Here is a 24,164-nt window from a genome sequence, read left to right as displayed (position 1 = left end):
CAGGACCCGCCGGCCACGGGGTCGGCGGTGCGCAGGGCTCGCCCGCCCGATCGGGTGGTGCCGTTCAGTCCTCGGCCAGGTCCGGGCGCAGCCGGTGCCAGGAGGGATGGCGCAGCAGGCCCGCGCGGGTGCGCATCGCATACCGGACCTCGCCGACCAGTCGCGGCAACACCCAGCGCGCGTCTGCCACCTGCGGCCGGGGTGTGAACGGGCACGTGTCGATCGCGGACACCCGCAACAACTCGCCGAGCACGACCCGATCCCGATCGGCGAAACCCGTGCCCACCGCGCCGACGTAGCGCAACACGCCTTCCTCGCGCACCCCCACCAACAGCGCGCCGGGCAACCCGGTGAGCCGACCGCGCCCGGGGACCCAGCCGCCCACGATCACGTCCAGGGTGTGCACGTGCCGCACCTTCACCCAGTTCGGCGAGCGCTCGCCCGGCGTGTACACCGAGTCCAGGCGCTTGCAGACCAGCCCCTCCAGGCCCTCCGCCCGGGTCGCCGCGAGCGCCGCCTCGCCGTGCCCGACCAACGCGGCCGGTGTGGACCAGTGCGGGCCGCGCAGATCGAGCCCGTCGAGCACCCGGCGCCGATCCGCGTACGGGCGGCGGATCAGCGACCCGCCGGCCAGGAACAGCACGTCGAACAGGAGCAACCGGACGGGCACCCGATCGCGCATCCGAGCCACCTCGCCCAAGTGTTCGGCCAATCCCATCCGGGGCTGCAGGCGCTGAAAGTTGCTGTGCCCGCGCTCGTCCAGGGCGACCACCTCGCCGTCCAGCACCGCCGAGCGGGTACCGAGCGCCGTACCCAGCGCGTGCAACTCCGGATAGGCCGCGGTGATGTCCGCTCCCGAGCGCGACCGCAACACCACCGTGCCGTCACCCGGCAGGTAGCCGACACATCGCTGACCGTCCAACTTGGTCTCGTACGCCCAGCGATCGTCCTCGGCGGCCGGCGGCAGCGTGCCCGCGGTGGCGAGCATGGGCGGATACACCGGCAGATCGGCCATGGGGTGAACGTGGTCGCCGCAGCGGCCGGGTACACGCCCGCTCACCCGAACGGTCCACGTTCCGTCCGGGCCCTCCACCGCCGGGCACCCGCCATCCACCGATCGGTGGATGGCGGGCACGCGGTCAGCGGGTCAACAGGGCCGCGACGGTGGAGCCCGGGGCTTCCGGGGACCAGGTGGGGTCGCAGCCGGCGAGGGCGGCGAAGACCGGGGCCCATGCCGTCGGGTCGGTGCCGAGACGGGTCTCGAGCAGGGCGGCGATCTCCGCCCGGGCCTCGGTCGCGGCCGCGCGGATGGGCGGTTCGACGTCGATGCGATGGGCGGCCTCGGCGATCCAGCGCAGCACCGAGCCGGCACCCCGGGCGACGTGCACCAGGTCGTGGCCGGTCAGCAGGCCGGCCGTGACCAGGTTGTCCAACGTTATGTACCACACGGCGTCGCCCAGGGTGTTGTTCCCGAAGGCGACCGAGGCGCGCGCGTGCTCGGCGTCCAGGGACGCCGCGTTCAGGGCCACCCGGTAGTACACCGGCCCCAGTTCGAGCAGCCGCGCGGGCGAATCCGGCTGGAGCACGAGCCGGTTCAGCACCTCGGCCGGGAACGGCTCCCGCTCGTGCTCGGCGACGATCAGGTCCCAGTCGCGCAGATAGGGCAGGTCGAGCACCTCGTCGGTGTCGGTCGTCCCGAAGCACCTGCGCAGCTTGGCCACCAGCTTGTCGCCGGCCCGCTCGCGGTCGATCCGCTCGGTCAGCGCCGCGTCCGGATCGGCCGTCGCGAGTGCCTTGACCACCACCCGGCCGGCCGTCGCACCGAGCACGCCCTGCTCGACCAGCTCGCCGATGCGCGCCGCGCCGCCGTACCGCAACAGGCCCCGCAGGCCCAGGAGTCGGTCCAGCAGCGAGCCCTTCTTGCCCAACTGGCGCAGGGTGTGCTCGATCAGCTCCGGGTCGGCCGCCTCGACCTTGATCCGCAGCGCCGGCAGCACCGACCCGGTGGCCCGATGGTCGACCAGCAACCGCTCGCGCAGCGCCGGATCCAGCGGGAGCAGATCCGTCGGCCCGCTCGCGGGCCGCCCCCGCGGCACTCGGGACAACACCGCTCGGCGCACCGCGACGCCCTCGCGCACCAGCGGCGTCCCGTACAGGTCCGCGTTCAACTCCGGGTCGTCCAGCCGCAACAACCGGGCCCGGACGTCGGCGTCGCGGCGCCAGGCCGCCATGATCCGCAGCGCGGCCCGGTCGTTCGCCAGGAACGGGTACTCGTCCATCGCGCGCGACGCGTGTTCGGCGTGGCGCGCGTACGCCCACAGCGTGGGGTAGGCGTGCTCGCCGAGGCGAGGCAGCACCACCGTGAGCGCCTCGGGCGACGCGCGCAGCAGCAGGTCGCCGGCCGGCCACCGCCAACCGCGGCGAATCCGCCAGGTGTTCGCGTGGGCCGCGGCGAACTCGATCGTGATCGGCGACTCGACCCGCTGCCAATCACCGTCCCCGTCGGCCCCCGACCGCGCGGCCGCGTCCAGGAGTTCGGGCAACGAGCGGTCGCCGGCGGAGTCCATCGCGATCAGCGCGGCCAACCACCGTTCCGGGTCGACGCCCAACCGCTCGGCGACCAGCGCCTCCACCGCCCGGTTCAGCGGACCCGCCACGATCCGCGAGCGCCACCTCCTGGGCAGCGGGGTCAGCGCCCGCGCGGGCAGCACACCGAGCACGTCGATCGGCCCGACGAAGCCGTGCCGATAGGCGCCCTCGGCCAGGAAGTCGCCGCCGTCCCGCTTTTCGTGGAAGTACTCGCCGATCCAGCGCAGATACGAACCGGGCCGGCTCGGGCCCGGCCAGGTGTCCTTCGTCGGGTACCGCTCCGGGCGTTCGGCCGGGGTGCCGGCCAGGATCGAGGCGAGTCGATCCCTCGTCGGCTCCTCCAGGTCCTTGTTCTCGGCCATCGCCGCCAATACCTCGGGCTCGCCGAGGTCGATCAGGTCGTTGGCCACCGACTCGTCGAACACCCGGCGCCCCAGGGCCACCCGCGGCTGCACCGAATCGCTGCCGAAGCACGCCTCGTAGAGCCAACTCGGGAACTCGTACCCCGGCGTGTCGACGATCCGCACCGACGCCAGTGCCGCGAGCACGCTCGGATCGTCCGGCACCGGGGCGGAATCCGGCCCGAGTTCCGGGTCCGACCCCGCCGCCATCGTGCGCAGCAGATGCGCCGCCACCAGTGGGGAGGTGCGATCGAACTCGGCGGCCCGGCCCGCCTTGGCCCGCCCGGCCGTCGCCGCGGGCGTGGACACCTGCTCGCTGTTCGCCGTCTCGGCCGCCTCGCGCCGCGCGACCTCCAGCGCCGCGGCGTCCGCCCGAGCCAACTCCTCGGCCTCGGGGCGCGGACCCGCGGCCTGGCCGGCCAGCACGATCAGCTCGGCGAGCGACCCGGAGAAGCCGTCGATCAGGCCGACCGCGACGGCCAACGCCTCGGTGTGGCCCGCGAGATGCTCCCGGGTCAGCTCGGCCAACCGGGCCCGCATCGGAGCCAGCACGGCCTCCGGGCTCAGCCCGTGCGCGGACAGGACCACGGCCTGCGCCGGATGGGCCACGTCGACCAACCGGGCCGGATCGAGCAGGCCGTGCTCCACCGCCCCGTTCACCCAGTCCTCGTCCCGGTTGAACGGCTCGGAGCGCAGCCACTCCAGCGGCGGGGTGTCGATCGACCGGCGCGCGTACGTGCGTTGGGCGTTGACCAGCATCAGCCGCAACCGCGCTCGATCCTCGTCGGTGGCGTCCTCGTGCCGGATCAGGTCGTCGATCGCCTCGTAGGCGAACGGCTCCTCGCGGTTGGCCGCCATCAGCAGCGGGAAGTCGTGCGCGTACGGCTCGTGCACCAGATCGCGCACGGTCGTGCGGCTGGTCCGGGTCTGGAAGCGGTGCGGCAACGTGGCCGGGTCGTCGTACGGTTCGCCGCTCGCGCGCAGGTCGGTCAGGCCGTCCTCGGCCTTGAGCGCGGCCTCCACCCGCTTGCGGATCTGCGCCGCGGTGGCCGTCCCGGTGCTGTCCAGGAGCGCGCGCACGCCGTCCGGGCCGTGCCGCTCCCACACCCTGACGTAGGCGTACTGCTGGGCGATCTTGCGGCAGCCGAACGACAGGGCCCGCTCGGCCAGTTCGGGTTCGCCGCTCGCCAACAGCGGAAGCAGGGTGCGCCGGTCGCCGTGGGTGAGCAACTCGCTGCGCAGACCCGGGTCCAGGGCGGGGCGTCGGGCGATGGTGCGGCGCAACGACGGGGTCGAGCGCATGCTGAGATAGGCGGCGGCATCCACCGCCGGGACCTGCTTGGCGACCAGGCGGGCGAGCTCGCGGATGTCCAGGCCGACATTGCGGGCCATCGCCTCCCACGCGCGCGGGTCGGTCGAGGTGATCGCCGCCTCGTGCACGTGCCGCGGGAGCGATCCGCTGGAGAGCAGGTCGCGGACCAGGACGTCGGGCAGGTCGGGCAACAACTCGCGCAGGTCGTCCGCATCGGCGCAGGTCAGCAGGTGCCGGAACGGCTTGGTCAGAGTCGGCGGCGGGCCGCCGACCTGCTCCGGCGGTCCGGTGACGGTGCCCGCCTCGATGCCCGCCAGCAGGGCCGGCAGCGCGTCACGATGCCGGGGCAGCACCGCACGCAGGGTGTTCCAGCGGTCGGCGTGGGCGCCCAGGTGTCGGTGCGACAACTCGCGCAGCTCGGCACACTCCGGGAGTTCGACCAGCGCGGCGACCGCGGTCCGGGCGGGAGCCACCTCGTACAGGATCCGGGCCAGGTCGGCGGGCTCGGCCAGGTCGCGGGTGAGCGCGGCGATCCGGGCCAGCGCCGGGTGCTTGGGGGTGTCGATCGCCGCCCGCAGTACCGCGAGCGCCGGCCGGGCCACCGGGCCCACCGTCGTCGGATGTGTGGTGTACAGCGCGACCAGCAGGTCCTCGGGGCAGTCCGGGTCGGCGGCGAGCAGTACGGCGGCCGCCTCCGGCAGCGGCTCGCGCCGCTGTTCGTCCCGCAGCGCGGCCCAGTCGATCTCCCGACGCCAGGTGGAGGGATGACCTCCGGAGCGCAGTTCGGCGATCAGCCCGACGGGGCCCTCGGCCTCGGCCACCGCGGCGGCCAGGGCGTCGAGTGCGCCGGTCGCCTCGCCCGCTCCGGTCGCCTCGACCGGCCCGGTGGCGAGCGCGGCCACCTCAGGCCGCACGTGTCGCAGCGCCTCGGGCAGCAGGTCGGTGCCGCCGTGGCGGCTCAGCGACAGCAGCCCGCGCAGCTCCTCGGCGGGGGTCAGTGTGCCGGCGCACACCCGCAGCGCGTGCGCGACCAGATCGGGTCGTTCGGCGACCACGGCGGCGCCCAGCCCGCGCGGTTGTTCCCCCGCCGCGGGCAGGCCGAGCAATTCCTCGTGCAGCGCGGTCAACGGATGCGGCGTCTCGGTGTAGCGACCGGGGGCGAGCACGACCCGGCGCATCCAGGTGGTGGCCTCGGGATGTGCGTAGACGATCCGGTCGACCACCGGGTCCGGTTGTTCGAGCAGCGCGGCGAGGTCGGCCGGCGTGAGCACGGTTCCGTTGTGCGCGAGGGTGCGGCGTATCCACGGGTCGGGATCGCGCGCGGCGAGCGCGCGCAGGCTCGGCGCGGGCTTTCGGTCGCCGAGGAGCGCGCCGATCACATCGTCGCCGATGCGGTGGCGGACCCGGCCGAAATCGCCGACGGCGGCGCCTTCGAACAGCAGTCCGACCAGAAGAGCCTTGTTCGCGACCTGTACCCGTGACACCACTCAACCCCGTATTCGCCCGTTCCGCTTGCGGGTTACACCCCATCACAGGGCCCGGACATCTGGTGCTCCGGCCCCGTCGCGAGGCCGCGCCGCCCGGACGCGACCCCGGGTCGACGTGTCGACCTGCGGTGGATACGGGTACAACCGAGCGAGTCCTCCCGAGTAGTACGGCCTGTCCGGATCTTGGTCGAGCACGTACTGCGGCGTGATGTGCCACACCCGGTGGGGTTCCGGAGCATGGCCGGGACCGACGGGTGGCCGGGCACGCGCGGCGCACACCGACCCGGACGGGTCATGTCCAGGCGGAGGCCCTGCCCGGCGGGTTCGCCCGCTCGAAAGGACGGTTCGGTGATGACCACTCTGGGGGTCGAGGAGGAGTACCTGCTCGTCGACCCGGTCAGCGGACTGCCGGTACCGGCGGCCGAGCGGGTCCGGGCCGAGGTGAGTCTGCGGCCCGGGTTCGACTTCAACGACGTGCAGCCCGAGTTACTGAAGGCGCAGTTGGAGGTGGCGACCCCGGTGTGCTCCTCGCTCGACGAGATCGGCGGGCACCTGTACCGGATGCGGCACGAACTGTCGGCGGCGGCCGAGCGGGTCGGCTGCCGGATGGTGGCCTGCGGGACCGCGCCCGCGGGTGACGGGAAGCCGATGGAGATCAGCGAGCATCCGCGCTATCTCGCGATCGCCGAGAACGCCCGGCGATTGGCCGACGTGCAACTCATACACGGGATGCACGTGCACGTGGCGGTGCCGGATCGGGAGACGGGTGTGCAGATCGTCAACCGGATCCGTCCCTGGTTGCCCGCGCTCGTCGCGTTGGGTGCCAACTCCCCGCTCTGGCAGGGGGTGGACACCGGGTTCGCGAGTTGGCGCACGATCCACTACGCGCGCTGGCCGGTCGAGGGGCAACCCCCGGTGTTCATCGACCTGGAGGAGTACGAACGCAGGGTGGACGCACTACTCGGACTGGGGGTGATGCTGGACCGCGGTCAGGTGTACTGGCAGGTGCGGCTGTCCGAGCGGTTTCCCACCATCGAGATCCGTTGCCCGGACGTGCAGTCGCGGGCGGACGATGCGGTGATGTTGGCCGGGCTGGTCCGGGCGCTCGTGGTCACCGCGCTGCAACAGCACGGCGACAAGGCGCCGTACGCCACTCCGGACGCGGAACTGCTGCGTGCCGCCTGCTGGTTGGCGGCCCGCGACGGGTTGGACGGGGATCTGTTCGGGCCGGTGGGACCGGCGGGGACGGCCCGTCGGGTCGACGCGGGCGACCTGGTCCGCGAAATGCTCGCGCACGTCGCTCCGGTGCTGGACGAATTCGGGGACACCACACGGGTGTTCGCCCTGGTGGAGCGGATGATCCGGCAGGGTACGGGCGCCGACCGGCAGCGTGCGGCGTTCGTCGCCGGGGGGCTGCCGAGCGTGATGGACCTGTTGATCTCGGACACTTCGGCCAGGTAGCCGATGGTCGGGCCACGCGGGGGTACCGGCCCGGAGACGATCGGCCCGGAGGAGGGACCCGGGACGCCGGTCGACTTTCCGTGCCGTCCTTCGCCCCTCGGCCGCCCGCCGCGCACAGGATGTCCGAATTTCACCTTCGCTGTCACGCTGAGTTGTCGACAGACTGCATAGCGACACGATCGTCGAGGCAATGAAGGAGAGGGTGAGCGGGGATGTCCAACGAATTCGCGCCGGAAGCGGGCGCGGAAGCGGGTACGGGGTCCGGCCCCGGAACGGCCGATGTGATCTTCCACGGCGGCGAAATCGAGACGGTGGCGGGTGGGCCCGGCCCGAAGGAGGTCGTGGCGGAGGCCGGTGCGCGACCCGAGGCGGTCGCCGTCAAGGACGGCCGGATCGTCTTCGTCGGCAACCTGGACGAGGCGCTCGCGCGGTGGCAGGGGCCCGCGACCGTGCTGTACGACCTGGCCGGCCGGGCGCTGCTGCCGGGCTTCATCGACCCGCACGGCCACGTGGTGGGCACCGGCCTCCAGGAGACGATCGCCGACCTGCTTCCCGAACCGGACGGCGACGTCGGGGACATCGACACGATCGTGCGCAAGTTGCGCGAGTTCGCGGACGGCGAGGTCGGCCGGCGATCCGGGTGGATCGTCGGGTTCGGCTACGACGACGCGCTGCTGGACGGCGGGCTGCATCCGACCCGGGAGGACCTGGACCGGGTCTCCACCGAGCGGCCGGTGCTGGCCATCCACCAGTCGTTCCACCTGGGCGCGGTGAACAGCAAGGGGCTGGAGGTCCTGGAGTACAGCGCCGCCACGAAGGATCCGAAGGGCGGGAGGATCCGACGCGGCGACGAGTCGGTACTGCCGTTCGGCGAGCCGGACGGGGTGTTGGAGGAGACCGCGTTCCTTCCCGCCTCCGGTCGCGCCATCATGGGCATCGCCGAGCAGGACCGGGCGCGCTTCCTGGACAAGGGTCTGAAGGCGGCGGCGAGCTACGGCTTCACCACGGTGCAGGAGGGCGCCACGGAACTTGCGGTGCTGGGCGATCTGCGCGCACTCGCGGCGGCCAAGGCGTTGCCCCTGGACGTCGTCGTCTACGTGAAGGCGGCCGAGGCGATCAAGACGCCGCATCTGGTCGAGGCGAGCGCGGAGTACGTGAACGGCCTGCGGGCCGCCGGGATCAAGCTGAACCTGGACGGCTCCCCGCAGGGCCGGACGGCTTGGCTGCGCGAGCCGTACAAGCCCCTGCCGGGCGATCCGGACGAGGAGTACTGCGGTTACCCGGCGCTGGAGGACGAGGACGCCCTCGACCAGGTCCGGGCCGGTTTCAGGCACGGCTGGCAGGTGATCGCGCACGTCAACGGGGACGCGGCGATCGCCCAATTCATCCGCTGTGTGCGGATCGCCACCAAGGAGGCGAGGCCGGCCGATCGGCGCACGACGGGCATCCACTGTCAGACGGCGGGTGAGGACCAGATCGAGGAGTTTCGCCGGTTGGGCATCATCCCGTCGTTCTTCTCGATGCACACGTTCTACTGGGGCGATTGGTACTACGAGACGGTGCTCGGAGAAGAGCGCGCCGTCGAAATCTCACCCGCGGGGTGGGCCCTGGCCCGCGGCATGGTCTACACGTCCCACCACGACGCGCCGGTGGCCCGGCCGAGTTCGCTCGCGATCCTGTCCAGCCAGGTCACCCGGAAGACCCGGAAGGGGATGACCCTCGGCAAGCACCATTGCGTGTCGGGAGCGGACGCGGTGCGGTCGATCACCATCAACGCGGCCTACCAGTACGGCGAGGAGGGCGACAAGGGCAGCATCGAGGTGGGCAAGCTGGCCGACCTGGTGATCCTGAGCGCGAATCCGGCGACGGTGGCGGGTGAGGCGATCGGGGAGATCACCATCGAGGAGACGATCAAGGCGGGCCGTACGGTCCACCCGCCCGTCGAGGAGATGCCCGTCCCGGTGCCCTCGGGCGTGGGAACGAAGCTGTTCACGCACCACTGCTGACGGCGCGTTCGTCCTGCCCGGGTCCCCTCGGCGCGGGCAGGACGATCCGACGGTCGGGCCGGCGGTACGCCGGGATCAGGCCGGCGGTAGGCCGAGGCCGGGCAGGACCTGTGCGCCCGGGAGTTCGGCCAACAGCCGGCCGGGCACCCACAGTTTGGAGCTGCGGATCCCGGAGCCGACCACGATGCGCGGATGAGCGGCGACGGCCGCGTCGATCAGGATCGGCCAGTCCGCGGGCAGACCGATCGGGGTGATCCCGCCGTACTCCATCCCGGTCGCGGCGAGCACCGTGTCCACCGGCGCGAACGATGCCTTGCGGGCATCGAGGTGCCGGCGGACCAGGCCGTTCACGTCGGCCCTGGTGGTGGCGGTGATCAGACATGCCGCGTAGGTGACCGTGTCGCCACGCTTGGCGGCGATCACCACGCAGTTCGCGCCGTCGGCCGGGGCCACGTCGTAGCGCGCGCAGAACGCGGCGGTGTCGGCCAGTTCGGGATCGATCGCGGCGACCTCGACCAGGTCGGCGGCCTCGGTCGACCAGCCGGCCAGGACACGGGCCACGGGCTCGGCCAGGAACTCGGGGTGGGACAGGGCGGGATGAACGGCGAGTGCGGTGCTCATGGGGCCATCCAATGCAATCGGCCGCACTCGTGCGCGAGAGCGCGCGGGAGACGGGCGTCGCCGTCCGGCCGGCGGGCGTGGTGTTCACCCTTGCTCACCCCCGGACGCGGCGGACGGTGCGGGCGTACATCGGGCGGCCGACCAGGTGCCAGATCAGCCGGGCCGGGAGCGGCAACCCACCGAGCATCGTGGCCCGCTCGGCGGCGTCCGCATCCTCCAGCACTACGCCCAGCAGAAGCAGGATCTGCGGCTTGGGCGTGGTCTCCACGAAGTGCTCGCCCATCGCCTGCCACTCCTGCGCGGTCAGCAGCCGCTGTGCGAGCGGGAGCAGCTCGGCCTCCTCCTCGTCGAGGTGCTCGACCAGCGCCGCGCGGTGCTCGACCAGCGCCGCCACCGCCGCGTCGCGCTCGGAGACCCCCGCGCCGGGCGCCCACGCCGCGATGAGCTCCCCGGCGGTGGTCAGCGAGCCGGCCACCCGCTCGTGCTGGGCCTCCATCCGCAACACCAGGTCGGCCTCCAGGTCGACACGCGCCAGCAGCGGCGGCCACAGCAGTTCGTCCTCGCCGGTGTGGTGGCCGTGCAGGCCCAACCGGTACAGGTCGAAGTGGTCGGCGAGCACCTTGGCCCGGGCGGTGTCGCCCGGCTCGACGGCGGCGATCAACTCGATCAGCAGGCGCGATTCGCGGCGCAGCCCGCGGTGGACGATCACCATTTCCCGGGTGTCGAAGCCGGCCGAGGCGGGGGAGACGGGCGAGGAGGACGAGGCGCTCATGGTGGGTGATCCCTTCGGTGGGCCCTCGACGGGGTGTCGCCGGGCATGCTCATAGCCTGGTCCCGGCCTCTTGGAGGAATCCTGGAAGGAACATGGAGCCGCCCGGCGGGGTTGTCCGGCGAGCGGCTCGCCGATGATGGGCCGCGCGAACCGCGTCGGGTAAAGGGGGAGAGATGGTGTACCTGCGCGTGCTCGGCCCGTTCGAGGCCGAAGTGCACGATGCGACCGTCCCACTGGGTGGTCCGCGTCAGCGCGCCGTACTCGCGCTCCTGGTGGCCGCCCGCGGGCGGGTCGTGTCGATCGACCGGATGATCGAGGACCTGTGGCGCGGCGAACCGCCCGCCCAGGCCGTCACCTCCCTTCAGGCGTACGTGTCCAACCTGCGTCGTCTGCTCGAACCGGGTCGGCCGCGGCGAGCCCCGGCCACGATCCTGGTCAGCGCGGCGCCCGGATACGTGTTGCGACTGCCGGACGACGCGGTGGACGCGTGGCGCTTCGAACGCCTGCTCCGGAGCGCGCGGGAGTCGGCCGAGACCGACCCGGCCCGGGCGCGAACCCTGGTCGAGGCGGCGCTGGCCCTGTGGCGCGGCCCGGCGTTCGCCGCCGCCTCGGATGAGCCGTGGGCCCTCGCGGAGGCCGCCCGACTGAGTGAACTGCAACTGAGCGCACGCGAGTTGCACATCGCCGCCGGCCTGCGCTCGGGCGCTGCGGCGGGCGCTGCGGCGGATGCCGAACGGCTCACCCGCGAGGCGCCGTTGCGCGAGGAGGCGTGGCGACTGCACGCACTGGCGCTGTGGGCGGACAACCGCCAGGCGGACGCGTTGGCCACGCTGCGCCGGGCCCGCGCGGTACTGGCGGCCGACGTCGGCCTGGACCCGGGTCCCGCCCTCACCGAGGTCGAGGCGGCGATCCTGGGTCGACACATGGACGTACTGCACGCGGCGACGGGGCCGGTGGGCGCGGCGGCCGGCGGCGACCGGCCCGCGGTCGGCGACGCGGAGGGTGACGCCGCCAAGGGCGCATCGAGACCGGCGACCGGTCGAGCCGACCTCGGCGGCGACCCGCCCGGTGGCTACGCCGACCGCGACGGCTTCGACGCCGGGCCCGAGCGTCCGCCGCCGGGGGGCCCGACCGCGGAGCCCGCGTTCGGCGCGATACCCGCCGACCCGCGACCCGGCGGCCCCGCCGATTTGTTCGTCGGGCGCGAGGACGAACTCGCCGCGCTGCTGGGCGCGGCCGGACAGACCGGGTCGGCCGGCCTGCGGGTCGCGCTGGTCACCGGCGAGGCCGGGTTGGGCAAGTCCGCGCTGCTGGGCCGGCTCGGCGGTGAACTGGAGCGGGCCGGGCTGCTCGTGGCCACCGGGCGTTGTCCCGAGGTGGACGGCGCACCGCCCGCATGGGCGTGGGTGGAGGCACTGCGGTCGATCGCCGCGGTCGTGCCGCCGCCACCCGAGTCGGCCGCCGCACTCGCGCCGCTGCTGGGCGACGACGCGACCGAGGGGCCCGAACAGGACACCGCGGCGGGCCGGTTCCGGCTGCACCGGGCGGTCTGGTCCTGGCTCGCGGCCGGTGCCCGGCGCCGGCCGCTGGCCGTCCTGCTGGACGACCTGCACCGGGCCGACGCCGAGACGCTGGCCCTGCTCGCCGCCGCGGCCGACGGCGACGCCGCGGGGGCGCCGGTGTTCGTGGTCGCCGCGTACCGTCCCGACGAGGTGGACGGCCGGCTCACCGAGACCCTGGCCGGCCTGGCCCGCCGATCGCCGGTCCGGCTGGCGCTGCCCGGCCTGCCGGAAGCCGCCGTGGCCCGGGTCGTGGCCGCCGTGTCGCAGACGCCCGTCGACCCCGCGACGATCACCGCGCTTGCCGAACGCACCGGCGGCAACCCGTTCTACATCCGGGAGAGCGCCCGCCTGCTGGACAGCGAAGGGGCCCTGGTCGCGCTCTCCGACGTGCCCGAGGGGGTCCGGGACGTGCTGCGCCGGCGGCTGGCCCGGTTGCCCGACCCGGCCGTCGCGGTGCTGCGGCTGGCCTCGGTCGCGGGCCGTGAGGTGGACGTGGACGTGCTGGTGGACGCGGCCGAGGTCGAAGAGGGCGGCGTGCTGGACGCGTTGGACGCCGGCCTGATCGCCGGCCTGCTCACCGAACCGGCCCCCGGTCGAGTGCGGTTCGTGCACGCGCTGGTCCGCGACACGATGGTCGCCGACCTGAGCGGGCTGCGCCGCACCCGGATGCACACCCGAATCGCCGCCGCCCTGGAACGGCTCGGTACCGGGGACGTCTCGGCGCTGGCCTACCACTACGGCAACGCGGCCGGCGCCGGCACCGCGGCTCGGGCCGTCGAAGTGTGCGTCGCCGCAGCCGAGTTGGCCGAGCGCCGTTTCGCCCACGACACGGCCGTCGACGTGCTCGCCCGCGCACTGGAATGCCTGGACCGGATTCCCGCCGACACCGCCGGCGACCGGGACGGCCGACGGGCCGACCTGTTCGGCCGGCTGCTGCGCGCCCAGGTCCGCGCCGGCGACGTCGCGGCGGCCCGGCAGACCCGGCAACGCGCCTTCGAAGCGGCCGAGTCGGCGCACCGCGACGACCTGACGATCGCCGCGTTCACCGCGTGGACGGTGCCCACGCCGTGGCAGAGCCGGCCGTACGGCAGCCTGGACCTCGGCGTGGTGGCGGCGCTGCGCCGGCTGATCGCGCGGACCGACCTCGACCCGCGGACCCGATGCCGGCTGCTGGTCGGCTACGCCGGCGAGCTGAGGGGAGAGGACGTCGACCCCAGCCCGAGCGCGGCGGCCGAGGAGGCCGTCGCGCTCGCGGCCGACCTGGGCGATCCCGATCTGCGGGCACTCACCCTGACCACGCTCACCGGCAACCTGGACAGCCTGCCGCACGCGCCGGCCCGGGCCGAGGTTTCCGTCGAACTAACCCGGATCGCGGACGAGTTCGATCTGCCGGAGTACCGCTGGTACGGCAGATACAACCTGGCCACCGCTGCGGCCGACCACAACGATCCGGCCGTCGCGCGCCGGTTGGTGAAGGAGAGCGCGGCAATCGCCGAGGCGTACCGGATGCCGGACGCGATCGGCGTCGATGCCGTCGCGCTCGCGGCCCTCGCACACATCGACGGCCGTTTCGAGGAGGCCGAGGAGCGCTACGTCCGGGCCACCGAGCCGATGATCGCGCAGGGTTCGCTGCACGCGTACGGCCTGCGCCGGCTCGCCCTCGCCACGATCCTGCTCAGCCGCGGCCGGATTGCGGAACTCGCGCCGGAGGCACCGGAGATGCTGGCCGGCTTCGGACCGTTCGTGGCCGACCTGTGTGCCCTCGCGGTGGCCGCCGACGGCCGGATCGAGCAGGCGCGGGCGATCCGGTCGGTCATCGAGCCGATCCGCCGCGACTTCTTCCACACCCCGATGTCGGTCCTGCGCGCGGCGGCGGTGGTGGCGTTGGGCGAACACGAGGAGGCCGCCGCGCTCTACCCGACCCTGCTGTCACTGCGCGATGCCGCGCCCGCCTGTGCGGGGTTGTCCCTGGCGATCCGGCCGCCCGCCCACACCCTGGGCGAGCTGGCCCGCTTCCTGGGCCGAGAGACGGAAGCGCTCGAACACTTCGACCGCGCCGCGGAGATCGCGGACACCTGGGGAGCGAAGCACTGGGCAGCGCAGGCCCGCGCGGCACGAGGGTAGCCGGACCGGCCGGCACCCCGGCCGGCCGAGCACGCGATCCACCCGCGTGCCGGGTCGCCACGAACCCCCGGCCGGCCGTCGGCCCGACTCCCGACCGCCGACCGCCGTCAATCGTCCGTCGGCCGCAGGCCCGAGCGCACCTCGACGATCGGCAGTCGCAATGCCCCCGGCGCGCCCGCCGGGACCACCGGCGCCACCGGTGCGGTGCAGGCGATCCGCCGGTAGGGCGAACCCAACTCCGGCCGCGGGTCGGCCTGTCCGCGGTTCGGCCACAACGCGGTCGCGCGTTCCGCCTGCGCGGTGATGGTCAGGGACGGGTTGACGCCCGGATTCGCGCTGACCGCCGCTCCGTCCAGGACATGCAACCCGGGGTGGCCGTACACCCGCTGATACGGGTCGACCACCCCGGTCGTCGCCGAGTCGCCGATCACGCAGCCGCCCAGGATGTGGGCGGTCATCGGCACGTTGGCCAGATCGCCCCAGGTGCCGCCGGCCACCCCGCCCAGCCGCTGCGCGATCCGGCGTACCGCCTCGTGGCCGGCCGGGATCCAGTTCGGGTTGGGCTCGCCGTGGCCCTGCCGGGTGGTGATCCGGGTCCGTCCGAACACGCCGCGCTTGCGGTACACGGTCAACGAGTTGTCCCGGGACTGCATCACCAGTGCGATGATCGCCCGTTCGGACCAGTTGCGTACATTCAGCAGCCGCAGCTTGGCCGGGTCCCGCAACGACTGGCGCAACAATTGGCGGACCCGCGGCCGGTCCCCGTCGGTGAGCAGGGTCTGCAACAGCCCCATCGCGTTGGAGCCCTTGCCGTAGCGGACCGGTTCGATGTGGGTGTCCGCGTCCGGGTGCCACGAGGACGTGATGGCCACCCCGCGCGTCGCGTCGATCACCCCGGTGGTCGGTGCGACCGCGCCGACCAGCGCCTCGGAGTTGGTCCGGGTCAGCCGGCCGAGCGTGCCGGACAGGTGCGGCAGCGTACCCTCGGCCGCCATCCGGTGCAGCAGGCGCTGGGTGCCCAGCGTGCCCGCGGCGAACACCACCTGCTCGGCGGTCCAGGTGCGGGGCATACGCGGCGCCGTCGCCGGTCCGCTGTGTACGGTCTCCACCGCGTAGCCGCCGGTGGACCCGTCCGCGTGCCACCCCGCGCCGAGCGGCCGAACCCGGCGCGCCGTACGCTCCGCATGCACCTCCGCACCCGCTCGTTCGGCCAGGTACAGGTAGTTCTTCAGCAGTGTGTTCTTCGCGCCGACCCGGCAACCGGTCATGCACGAACCGCATTCGGTACACGTGGTCCGGCGCGGCCCGACCCCGCCGAAGAACGGGTCGGCCACCTCTTCGCCCGGCCGCTGCCCGCCCTCGGGAAACAACACGCCGACCGGCGCGAGATGGAAGGTGTCGCCCACGCCCATGTCCTCGGCGACGGCCTTCATGTGCTCGTCGGCGGGCGTCATGTGCGGGTTGGTCACCACGCCGAGCATGCGCTTGGCCTGGGCGTAGAACGGTGCGAGTTCGGCGTGCCAGTCGGTGATGCGACCCCACTGCGGGTCGTCGAAGAACGGCTGCGGCGGCTCGTAGAGCGTGTTCGCGTAGTTCAGCGAACCACCCCCCACGCCCGCTCCGGCCAGCACCACCACGTCCTTGAGCACGTGGATGCGCTGGATGCCGGTCAGGCCCAGCGCCGGTGCCCACAGGAAGTCGCGCAACTGCCATGAGGTCTTGGGGAAATCCGCGTCGGCGAAGCGCCGACCCGCCTCCAGGACGCCGACCCGATAGCCCTTCTCGGTCAGCCGCAACGCCGCGACCGAACCGCCGAAACCCGAACCGATGACCAGAACGTCGTAGTCGAACACGGGGGACCCTTCGCCGGGCGGGCAGGAGGCATGCCACGAGATCTCGCGATCCGGCGATCCTACTGCTCGGTAACCCGGCGAAGGCAGCCCCTCGCCGATTCGATTCGACGCACAGGGAATCGGTGCGCAGGGCGGTTTCGACTCAGCCGCTCTTGCGGCGGAACGAGCGCTGCTGCGCGGCGGGCCCGTGCGCACCGTGGATCTTCGACCCGTCGCCGCCGGGACCCTCGCCGGTGCCGTCGGTCTTGGTGCCGCGCTTGCGGGCGAGCGCCTCGCGGAACTTGCGCTTGGTCTCGTCCTCGGGCGTCTCGGGCTCGGTGGCCTCGACGACCGTCTCCTCGGGTGTCTCGTTCGCGGGTGTCTCGTCAGCCATGGTGCGTTCCTGCTCTCGAACTGGATTCGATCCGTGGGGACACCCTTCCATGCCGGAGCCCGCAATGGCACGCCCGGATCGGGTGATGCCCACAAGAGCGGACATACCGGCACCGGCGGACCGGCGGGGTCCGAAAAGCGCGCGCTCGCGTCCTAGGACAGCCGGGCGGTGCGGATGACCAGTGTGTCGATGAAGTCGGTCAGCGGCGGCCAGTCGAAGACGGGCGCGGTCATCCGCAGCAGGATCGCGCCGTGCATCGCGGCCCACACGGCCAGCGCGTCCTCGAACGGATCGGTCCCGGCCGATTGGCCGGCCGCCGCGGTGGCGGCGATCGCGTCGATCAGGGTCTGGAAGACGTCCATGCGACTGGGCAGCGCGGGCGGCGGCGAAGGCGGCTCGTTCGCATCGCCGGCCGGCGGGCGCATCCGGTGGAACAGCGCGCGGTAGCGGCCGGGGCGCTCCATCGCGAACCGGGCGTACGCGCGACAACCCGCGAGCAGCGAACGGTCCGCCTCGCTCTCCTCGGCGGCGGCGGCCACGATGGCCGCCTGCAAGTCGTCGAAGTAGCCGTTGAGCACGGTGTCGAGGATGTCGTCGAGGTCGTGGAAGTGCGCGTAGATCGACGGCGCGGTGATCGCGGCCTCGCGCGCGATCCGGCGCAGCGTCACATCGCCGGAGTGTCCGTCGCGTTCGATGAGTGCGGTTGCCGCGGCGAGAATGTCGTCGCGCAGAAGCGCACCCTGGCCGCGGCGATTGCGTCGGCGGTTCGGCCCCTGATCGTCGTCCATGGCGGCCAGCGTACGAGGCGTGGAAGCGGCGCTTGCGGGCATGGTGCCTCCTCGGGTGTGTCGACGATGGGTCGCCGGACGACGGGTGCACGGCGACCGGGTCGGCCCGGTCGCCGTGCGCTGGGGTGACGCTGCGTCAGGCCGCCGGTACGGCACGGGTGTTGGCCGATTCGGCGGGCTGCCCGACGGCGACCGGGGTGCTGCCCGCCCGGCGCGGGAGGCCGAAGGCGACCACGATCGCGCCGATCGCGGCGACCGCCGCGGCCGTCAGGGCGCCGTTGTTCATCGCGGTGGTGAAGGCGTGGTCGGCGGCCGAGGTGAGTCGACCGGCGGCCTCGGGGGACAGCTGCGCGGCCACGGCGTGCGCGCTGGGCAGGTCGTGTTCGGCGACGGCGGCCGGGCCGGTCAGGTGCTGGTCGGCCATCTCGCCCCGGTAGTGCGCGGAGACCAGCGTGCCCACCACCGCGATGCCCAGCACGCCGCCGAGTTCGCGGACCACGCTGTTGAGCGCACCCGCCATCGCCGAGAAGCGGACCGGCACCGATGCGGTGATCTCCATGCTCGCCGGGGCCATCATCATTCCCATCCCGGCGCCGACCAGGGCCATTTCCCCGGCCAGCGCGACGAACGGGGTGGTGTTGTCGGTGGTCAGACCGAGCACCGACAGGCCGACCGCGATCGCGCCGAGCCCGACGGTGAGCGTGCCGCGGATGCCCAACCGGGCGGTGACCACCGGCGACAGCCCGGACATCGCGGCCATCGCCACGGCGAACGGCATCGCGGAGAGACCGGCCTCCAACGGGCTGTACCCGTGCACGAGCTGGAAGTACTGGGAGAGCACGAACAGCGTGCCGAAGAGCGCGAAGAAGGTCACCGCCAGCGTCGCGGCGGCGAGCACGAAGCCCCGGTTGGCGAACAGGCGGACCTGCACCATCGGTTCGTCGCGGCGCAGTTCCCAGGCCACGAACACGGCGGTGAACACCACGAACGCGCCCAGTTCGGCGAGGGTGACCGGCGCGGTCCAGCCGCGCTCGGGCGCCTCGATGATCGCGTCGACCAGGGTGCCCAGGCCGACGATGGACAACACCGCGGCGGGCAGGTCGAGTCGCGCCGTGCCCTGGCGCGGGATGCTCGGCACGATCCGCAGGATGCCGACGAGCGCGGCGAGCACGAGCGGGACGTTGATCCAGAAGGCGCTGGACCAGGAGAAGCGCATCAGCAGCGCGCCACCGGTGACCGGGCCGATCAGCACGCCGACGCCCGCCGCGGCCGACCAGACGGCGAACGCCTTGGGCCGTTCGACCGGCGGGAACATCCGGATGATGATGGCCAGCGTCGCGGGCATCACGAACGCCGCACCCAGGCCCATCACCGCCCGCCAGGCGATCAGTTCGGCCGCGGTCGAGGACACCGCCGCGATGGCCGACCCGGCACCGAAGAGCGCGAGGCCGCCGAGCAGCGCGCGCCGGGCGCCGAACCGGGCGCCCAGGCTGCCGGCGAGGAGCAGTAGGGCGGCGAAGACCAGCGTGTACGCGTCGGTGATCCATTGCAGATCCGACGTCGACGCGTCCAGCCCCTTCGCCAACGAGGGCAGCGCGGTGTTGAGCACCGAGTTGTCCAGCGTCACCGCGACCAGTGTCGAACTGAGCACGAGCAGCGCGGCCCACCGGCGCGGGTGGCCCGCGGCCTCCGGGGCGTCGGCGGGGCCGGCGCCGGCCGATCGGGTTTCCGGACTGCTCACGAGGTACCCCCTGATTAAAATTAACGCCTGTGTGCTTACGGTCGTAAACATAGCCCGTGGCTATACGCATGTAAAGTCAAGGATTGGCAAAGTCGTCTGACGGTCGAGGGTGCCGCAAGAAGCGGCTGCCGCCTGCTGCGGCCGGCCTGTCCGCTGCGCCTGTCGTGAGCGGCCTGTTCGCTACGCCTCCGTAGTCGGCCTGCCGCTACGCCTCCGTAAACGGCCCGTCCTCGACGAAGCGGCGCAAGCCGCGGGCGAAGATCCGCGCCTCGTCCGCCGGCCACTGCGCGAGTGCCGATTCGAGCCGCTCCGCGAGTCGCTCGCGCAATTCGCGCACGCATGCCGAACCCGCGTCGGTCAGGGTGAGCAGTACGGCCCGGCGGTCGTCCGGGTCGGGCTCGCGGCGGACCAGGCCGGCGGCCTCCAGGCGGGATGCGCGGCGGCTGACGCCGGACCGGTCCAGCCCGATCTCGCCGGCCAGGTCCGCCGCGCTGCACGGCCCGGTCCGAGCCAGGCCGCTGAGCACGGGATACGTCACGTCGTCCACGGCCGGCCCCAGGCCCTCGGTCAGGCCCGCGTACAGGGTGGCGCGGGTGCTGCGGCGGAGCAGTCGCCCCAGGGCGTCGGCGACCTCGTGTCCCCTCGAATGTTCCATGCGCCCAGATTAGCGTGCGCCGCGCACGCTTATGGGCTATGGTCAAAAGCGTGCGCAGCGCACGCATTATCGATAGGCCATCTCGATCGGAGTCGTCCCGCCATGCCTCGAACCGCACTCGTTCCCGCCCTCACCGACCTCCTCTTCCGCCCGGAGCTGCACCTCGACACCGCGATCGACCGGCACTTCGCACCGGACTACCGCCAGCGCACCGACGGCGTCTGGGCGGATCGGGCGGGCTTCGTCGAGCACATCGCGCACCTGCGCTCGGTCGTGGTCGACGGCCGGATCCGACTGCACGAGGAACTGTCCGACGGGTCGCTCTACGCCGACCGGCACACCATCGAGGTGCGCAAGACGGACGGCTCGACGGTGGCGATGGAGGTGTACCTGTTCGGCGAGTTCGCGCCGGACGGCCGGTTCCGCCGGATCGAGGAGACCACGCTCATGCTCGCCGGATCGGCCGCCGATCGTGGTCTGGGGTCGGCCCGATGAAGTTTCTGTAGCGAGCGCTAAAGAAAAGCGGCCGCCGACGAAGGGGCGCCACCATGCGCAAGCTCACCGCCAAGACCGCGCTCGTCACCGGCGCGAGCAGGGGAATCGGCCGCGCGGTCGCGGACGGGCCGAGGCGCGGGCGGCGAGCCGCGCGGCCCTGGGTCGGGTCGGCCGACCGGCCGACGTCGCCGACCTGGTCGCGTTCCTGGCCTCCGACGACGCGCGCTGGGTGACCGGCGGCACGATCGACGCCACCGGCGGGTCGGAGCTGTAGCGCGGATGCCGCTCGGCGCCGGCCCGCCTACCCGTGACGCGCCGCCGCGCGGCCTTCGGTCGGACTCCCGCCGCCCGGAAATCCCGCCGCCCGAAACTCCCGCCGGTCAGAACCCCCGCGCCACGTCCAGCGGTCCGCAGGACAGCGTGCCGCGCGCGTGGGGTGCGGCGATCCAGCTGTCCGTGCTCACGAAGTCCCGCCCTCGCTGGTGCGCCTCGCGGGGCGGCGTCGGGTCGTCCCAGGTCACCGTCAACGGCTTGTGCTCGACGTCCCACTTGGCGCCGCCGAGCGCGCGGTCGTCCGCGGAGGTCGCCTCCACGTGGGTGAGCCGACCGGCGTCGGTGGCCAACACACCCGCGTGCCACAGCGTCACGCCCGCCTCGGTGCGCACGATCGCGGGCGGCGCGACCAGCGCCGGTCCGCTGCCGTCGTGGCGCTCGGAGTCGAAGCGCAACACCAGGCGACGCGGAATGGTCGGCAACACCACGTCCAGGACGAGATCGCCGTCCGGGACGGGACCGAACAGACAGGAGGTGAAGCGGATCGGCCCGGCCGACAAGGTCGTGGCCAGCGCCGAATAGGCGAACCGGTCGCCCGAGCGGGTCACCGACACCCCGTACTGTCCGAACCGCGGCGGCGCCGGCGGGCGCGGGCCGGCGGGGCGGGCCGGGGTCTCCATGCCGATCGTGGTGTACAGACCGGCCGGTGTGCGCAGGATGCCGCCGTGGAAGACCCGTACCTCCTCGTGCGCAAGCAGGATCTCGGGCGGCCTGACCAGCTCGATGTCCATCGGGGCGGGGCCGGCGGTGCTGTCGCTCATGCCGCGACCCTATCGGCGGGCCGCAGCTGGTACGGGCGGCCCGGAGCCGCCTCGGCCGCCGTCGGCGGCGGGTTGCGACAAGCTCGCGACATGACCGCCCGGTCGTACCCGGCGCGAGGTTCCGAGGTACCCGCGATGACGGGTCACGACCCGATCGCGGCGCCGGTCCCGCCCTGCGGCGGGCTGCTCCGAGCGGGCGTCGGCGATGCGTTCGGACGTCGCCCGATCGGCCCAATCGGGTGTACCGGGGCGTTGTTCACATAGGGTGTGCCGTCCGGTCGTGGCCGGATCCCGCGTGACCTGCGGCAGAGTTGGGCGCGGGGCATTTCGGTCGCCTTCGAGGGGCGCATACGGGATTCGAACCGCCATATCGTGGGGACACTTTCCGGTTACGGCTTCGCCTATACCGCCCCCGAACGCCCCGCGCGTCACCCGACAGGCGCATACTGGTGGGGATGACGACGTCAGCCGTGACCCGGCGCATTCTGCCCACCAGTCCCTTCAATGTCCCGGTCGCTCCCATCATCGAGGATTTCGAACTCGGTGCACGAGTGACGCACGATCAGTACGGACTCGGTCGGATCGTCGGTGTCGAAGAGGACATCGCGGTCACTGTCGATTTCGGGTCGCGTCAGGAGCGGATCTGCCGTCCCTACGCGAAGCTGAGCAATCTCTGAACATCCCGACTCCACGCGGTCGGCACATGGGAGGCGCCCCCGGGTAACCGGGTCGGCGCCTCCTTTCGTCGCGCGACAGCGCCCCGAGGACGGCGCCATCGCTTGCCCGCCTCCGGCCATTTCCGGCCACGCGCCCCGAGCGGCGCCCGCCCCGCCGGCTCGGTCGGCGGGCGAATCGACAAAGACGTCAGGTTGTCAGACAAGTTGTGCTAGCGTCGTCGCCATGAAGCTGCGCGTCCTCCTTCTCGGTGGCCGCGGCGGGGCCTGATCCGACCGGCACCCCGCCGCGGGGTTCGGTGCTGCCGGTCGACCCTTCGAACGGCGAGGACGACTCCGCACCATGACCGACGACAGCTTCCCCACCCTGCGCACCCCGGCCGGCCCCATCCCCGACGGCCGACCGCACTGGAACCGGCAGCGTTCGAGCGCGATGCCGCATCACCGCTACCGCCCGGCGCACGAGCGGGTCCGGGTCGAGATCGACCCGAATCGGCGAACCTGGCCGACCCGACGGATCGAACAGGCCCCGCTGTGGGTCCCGGTGGACCTGCGGGACGGCAATCAGGCGCTGGCCGAGCCGATGGACCCGGTGCGCAAGAGGCGGATGTTCGACCTGCTGGTTGCGATGGGCTTCAAGGAGATCGAGGTCGGCTACCCGTCGGCGAGCCGCGCCGACTACGACTTCGTCCGGCATCTGGCGGAGAGCGACGCGGTCCCGGACGACGTGACGATCGTGGTCTTCACCGCCGCCCGGACCGACCTGATCGAACGCACTTATCAGTCCATCGAGGGCCTGCCGCACGCCGTGGTGCACATGTACACCGCTACCGCGCCGACCTGGCGCGACGTGGTGCTCCGGCACGACCGGGCCGCGCTGCACGGCCTGATCCTGGCCGGCGCCAAGGACGTCGCCCGCGGCGCGGACGCCCGGCCGGGGGCGGACATCCGCTTCGAGTTCTCGCCCGAGGTGTTCAACCTGACCGAACCCGACTATGTCCTGGAGGTGTGCGACAGCGTCACCGAGCTGTGGGACGCGAGCCGGGACCGACCGGTGATCCACAACCTGCCGGCCACGGTCGAGATCGCCACGCCGAACGTGTACGCCGACCAGATCGAGTACATGCACCGCCATCTGGCCCGCCGCGACGCGGTGATCCTGTCCGTGCACCCGCACAACGACCGCGGCACCGGGGTCGCCTGTGCCGAACTGGCGCTGCTGGCCGGGGCGCAGCGGATCGAGGGCTGCCTGTTCGGGAACGGCGAGCGGACCGGCAACGTGGACCTGGTCACGCTCGCGCTGAACCTGTACACGCAGGGCGTGGATCCGATGATCGACTTCTCCGACATCGACGAGATCCGGCGCACCGTCGAGTACGCGAACCGGATCGACGTACACGCCCGCCACCCCTACGGCGGCGACCTGGTCTACACCGCGTTCTCCGGCACCCACCAGGACGCGATCAAGAAGGGCTTCGCACACCACGCGCGGCGGGCCGAACGGCTGGGCCGGACCGTGGCCCAGGCGCCGTGGGATGTGCCGTACCTGCCGATCGACCCGGCCGACGTGGGCCGCGACTACGAGGCGGTGATCCGGGTCAACAGCCAGTCCGGCAAGGGCGGCATCGCCTACCTGATGCAGAGCGCGCACGGTCTGGACCTGCCGCGCCGGCTCCAGATCGAGTTCTCCCGGGTGGTCCAGGAAGCCACCGACGACAGCGGCGAGGAGATCACCGCGGCCGAACTGGGCGAGTTGTTCGGGCGGGAGTACCGGGACCGCCGCGCGCCGGTCGACGTCACCGGGTGGCGGGCGGAGGAGACCGAACCGGGGCGGCACCTGTTCACCGGGACACTGACCGATCCCACCGGCGCGCGCCCGGTGGTCGGCGAGGGAAACGGAACGCTGTCCGCACTGACCTCGGCATTCGGCGCGGCCGGGATCCGGGTCGAGATCCTGGACTACGTCGAGCACTCGATCGGTGCGGGCGGCGACCGACAGGCGGCGTCGTACGTCGAGTGCCGGGTCGACGGAGTCACCCGCTGGGGGGTCGGGATCGACACCTCGATCCTGGCCGCCTCGGTGCACGCGACGGTGTCGGCGGTGAACCGGGCGCGCGTGGGGGAGGGGGCGGGTGTTGTGCCCGGCTAGGGTTCAT

16 protein-coding genes and 1 pseudogene are annotated in these 24,164 nt (G+C 72.8%); 7 read left to right on the top strand and 10 right to left on the bottom strand.

Features of this window, described 5'->3' with window-relative positions:
* Positions 1–64 precede the first annotated feature (64 nt).
* Positions 65–1,015 (bottom strand): ATP-dependent DNA ligase, encoded by a 951-nt coding sequence (locus A3IC_RS0130730; protein WP_026218932.1) that lies wholly within the window; start codon positions 1,013–1,015, stop codon positions 65–67.
* Positions 1,016–1,139: 124 nt separating this feature from the next.
* On the bottom strand, positions 1,140–5,786 hold the full coding sequence (locus A3IC_RS0130725) for a hypothetical protein (RefSeq protein ID WP_020553919.1): 4,647 nt from the start codon (positions 5,784–5,786) through the stop codon (positions 1,140–1,142).
* A 354-nt stretch (positions 5,787–6,140) separates the two neighbouring features.
* On the opposite strand from A3IC_RS0130725, the gene A3IC_RS0130720 reads away from it, so the two are divergent.
* Positions 6,141–7,250 carry a carboxylate-amine ligase gene (locus A3IC_RS0130720; RefSeq protein WP_020553918.1) on the top strand — a complete coding sequence of 370 codons (1,110 nt, stop codon included), beginning with the start codon at positions 6,141–6,143 and terminating at the stop codon, positions 7,248–7,250.
* A 212-nt stretch (positions 7,251–7,462) separates the two neighbouring features.
* Positions 7,463–9,256, top strand: a complete 1,794-nt coding sequence (locus A3IC_RS0130715) for an amidohydrolase (protein ID WP_020553917.1) — start codon at positions 7,463–7,465, stop codon at positions 9,254–9,256.
* Between the two features lie 75 nt (positions 9,257–9,331).
* On the opposite strand, the gene A3IC_RS0130710 is transcribed toward A3IC_RS0130715, so the two are convergent.
* Together A3IC_RS0130710 and A3IC_RS0130705 are read right to left on the bottom strand one after the other, a co-directional pair.
* On the bottom strand, positions 9,332–9,877 hold the full coding sequence (locus A3IC_RS0130710; RefSeq protein WP_020553916.1) for a YbaK/EbsC family protein: 546 nt from the start codon (positions 9,875–9,877) through the stop codon (positions 9,332–9,334).
* Between the two features lie 94 nt (positions 9,878–9,971).
* Complete coding sequence (locus tag A3IC_RS0130705; protein ID WP_020553915.1) at positions 9,972–10,649, bottom strand: hemerythrin domain-containing protein; 678 nt, start codon at positions 10,647–10,649, stop codon at positions 9,972–9,974.
* Between the two features lie 173 nt (positions 10,650–10,822).
* Here A3IC_RS0130705 and A3IC_RS0130700 point away from each other — a divergent pair, with 173 nt between their 5' ends.
* Entirely contained in the window at positions 10,823–14,335 is a 3,513-nt protein-coding gene (locus A3IC_RS0130700; protein WP_020553914.1) for an ATP-binding protein, read from the top strand.
* Positions 14,336–14,442: 107 nt separating this feature from the next.
* Here the strand turns inward: A3IC_RS0130700 and A3IC_RS0130695 are convergent, their stop codons facing one another.
* The 5 genes from A3IC_RS0130695 to A3IC_RS0130675 form a co-directional block, all read right to left on the bottom strand.
* Positions 14,443–16,188 carry a GMC oxidoreductase gene (locus A3IC_RS0130695; RefSeq protein ID WP_020553913.1) on the bottom strand — a complete coding sequence of 582 codons (1,746 nt, stop codon included), beginning with the start codon at positions 16,186–16,188 and terminating at the stop codon, positions 14,443–14,445.
* A gap of 142 nt (positions 16,189–16,330) precedes the next feature.
* The gene (locus A3IC_RS0130690; RefSeq protein WP_020553912.1) at positions 16,331–16,561 is read right to left on the bottom strand and encodes a DUF5302 domain-containing protein; all 231 of its coding nucleotides are present in this window, start codon (positions 16,559–16,561) and stop codon (positions 16,331–16,333) included.
* A 152-nt stretch (positions 16,562–16,713) separates the two neighbouring features.
* Positions 16,714–17,349 (bottom strand): TetR/AcrR family transcriptional regulator, encoded by a 636-nt coding sequence (locus tag A3IC_RS0130685; protein ID WP_020553911.1) that lies wholly within the window; start codon positions 17,347–17,349, stop codon positions 16,714–16,716.
* 136 nt (positions 17,350–17,485) lie between these two features.
* Positions 17,486–19,141, bottom strand: coding sequence for a DHA2 family efflux MFS transporter permease subunit (locus A3IC_RS0130680; RefSeq protein ID WP_106669055.1), 1,656 nt, complete (start codon positions 19,139–19,141; stop codon positions 17,486–17,488).
* Between the two features lie 154 nt (positions 19,142–19,295).
* Positions 19,296–19,745 (bottom strand): MarR family winged helix-turn-helix transcriptional regulator, encoded by a 450-nt coding sequence (locus tag A3IC_RS0130675; protein WP_020553909.1) that lies wholly within the window; start codon positions 19,743–19,745, stop codon positions 19,296–19,298.
* 102 nt (positions 19,746–19,847) lie between these two features.
* Here A3IC_RS0130675 and A3IC_RS0130670 point away from each other — a divergent pair, with 102 nt between their 5' ends.
* Positions 19,848–20,240: a nuclear transport factor 2 family protein gene (locus A3IC_RS0130670; RefSeq protein ID WP_020553908.1), complete on the top strand. Its 393-nt coding sequence runs from the start codon at positions 19,848–19,850 to the stop codon at positions 20,238–20,240.
* A gap of 112 nt (positions 20,241–20,352) precedes the next feature.
* Positions 20,353–20,514 (top strand): annotated as a pseudogene (locus A3IC_RS65470) (SDR family oxidoreductase); the annotation flags it as partial.
* A 106-nt stretch (positions 20,515–20,620) separates the two neighbouring features.
* Here A3IC_RS65470 and A3IC_RS0130665 read toward each other — a convergent pair.
* Positions 20,621–21,334, bottom strand: a complete 714-nt coding sequence (locus tag A3IC_RS0130665; RefSeq protein WP_020553907.1) for a hypothetical protein — start codon at positions 21,332–21,334, stop codon at positions 20,621–20,623.
* Positions 21,335–21,789: 455 nt separating this feature from the next.
* Between A3IC_RS0130665 and A3IC_RS0130660 the strand changes: the two genes are divergently transcribed.
* Positions 21,790–22,011 carry a hypothetical protein gene (locus A3IC_RS0130660; RefSeq protein WP_026218929.1) on the top strand — a complete coding sequence of 74 codons (222 nt, stop codon included), beginning with the start codon at positions 21,790–21,792 and terminating at the stop codon, positions 22,009–22,011.
* 340 nt (positions 22,012–22,351) lie between these two features.
* Positions 22,352–24,157: a 2-isopropylmalate synthase gene (gene leuA / locus A3IC_RS0130655; RefSeq protein ID WP_020553904.1), complete on the top strand. Its 1,806-nt coding sequence runs from the start codon at positions 22,352–22,354 to the stop codon at positions 24,155–24,157.
* Positions 24,158–24,164 lie beyond the last annotated feature (7 nt).

The organism is Embleya scabrispora DSM 41855 (assembly GCF_000372745.1).
Lineage (GTDB): Bacteria > Actinomycetota > Actinomycetes > Streptomycetales > Streptomycetaceae > Embleya > Embleya scabrispora.
The sequence above is the reverse complement of the archived record's forward strand: the minus strand, read 5'-3'. Positions and strand labels throughout refer to the sequence as shown.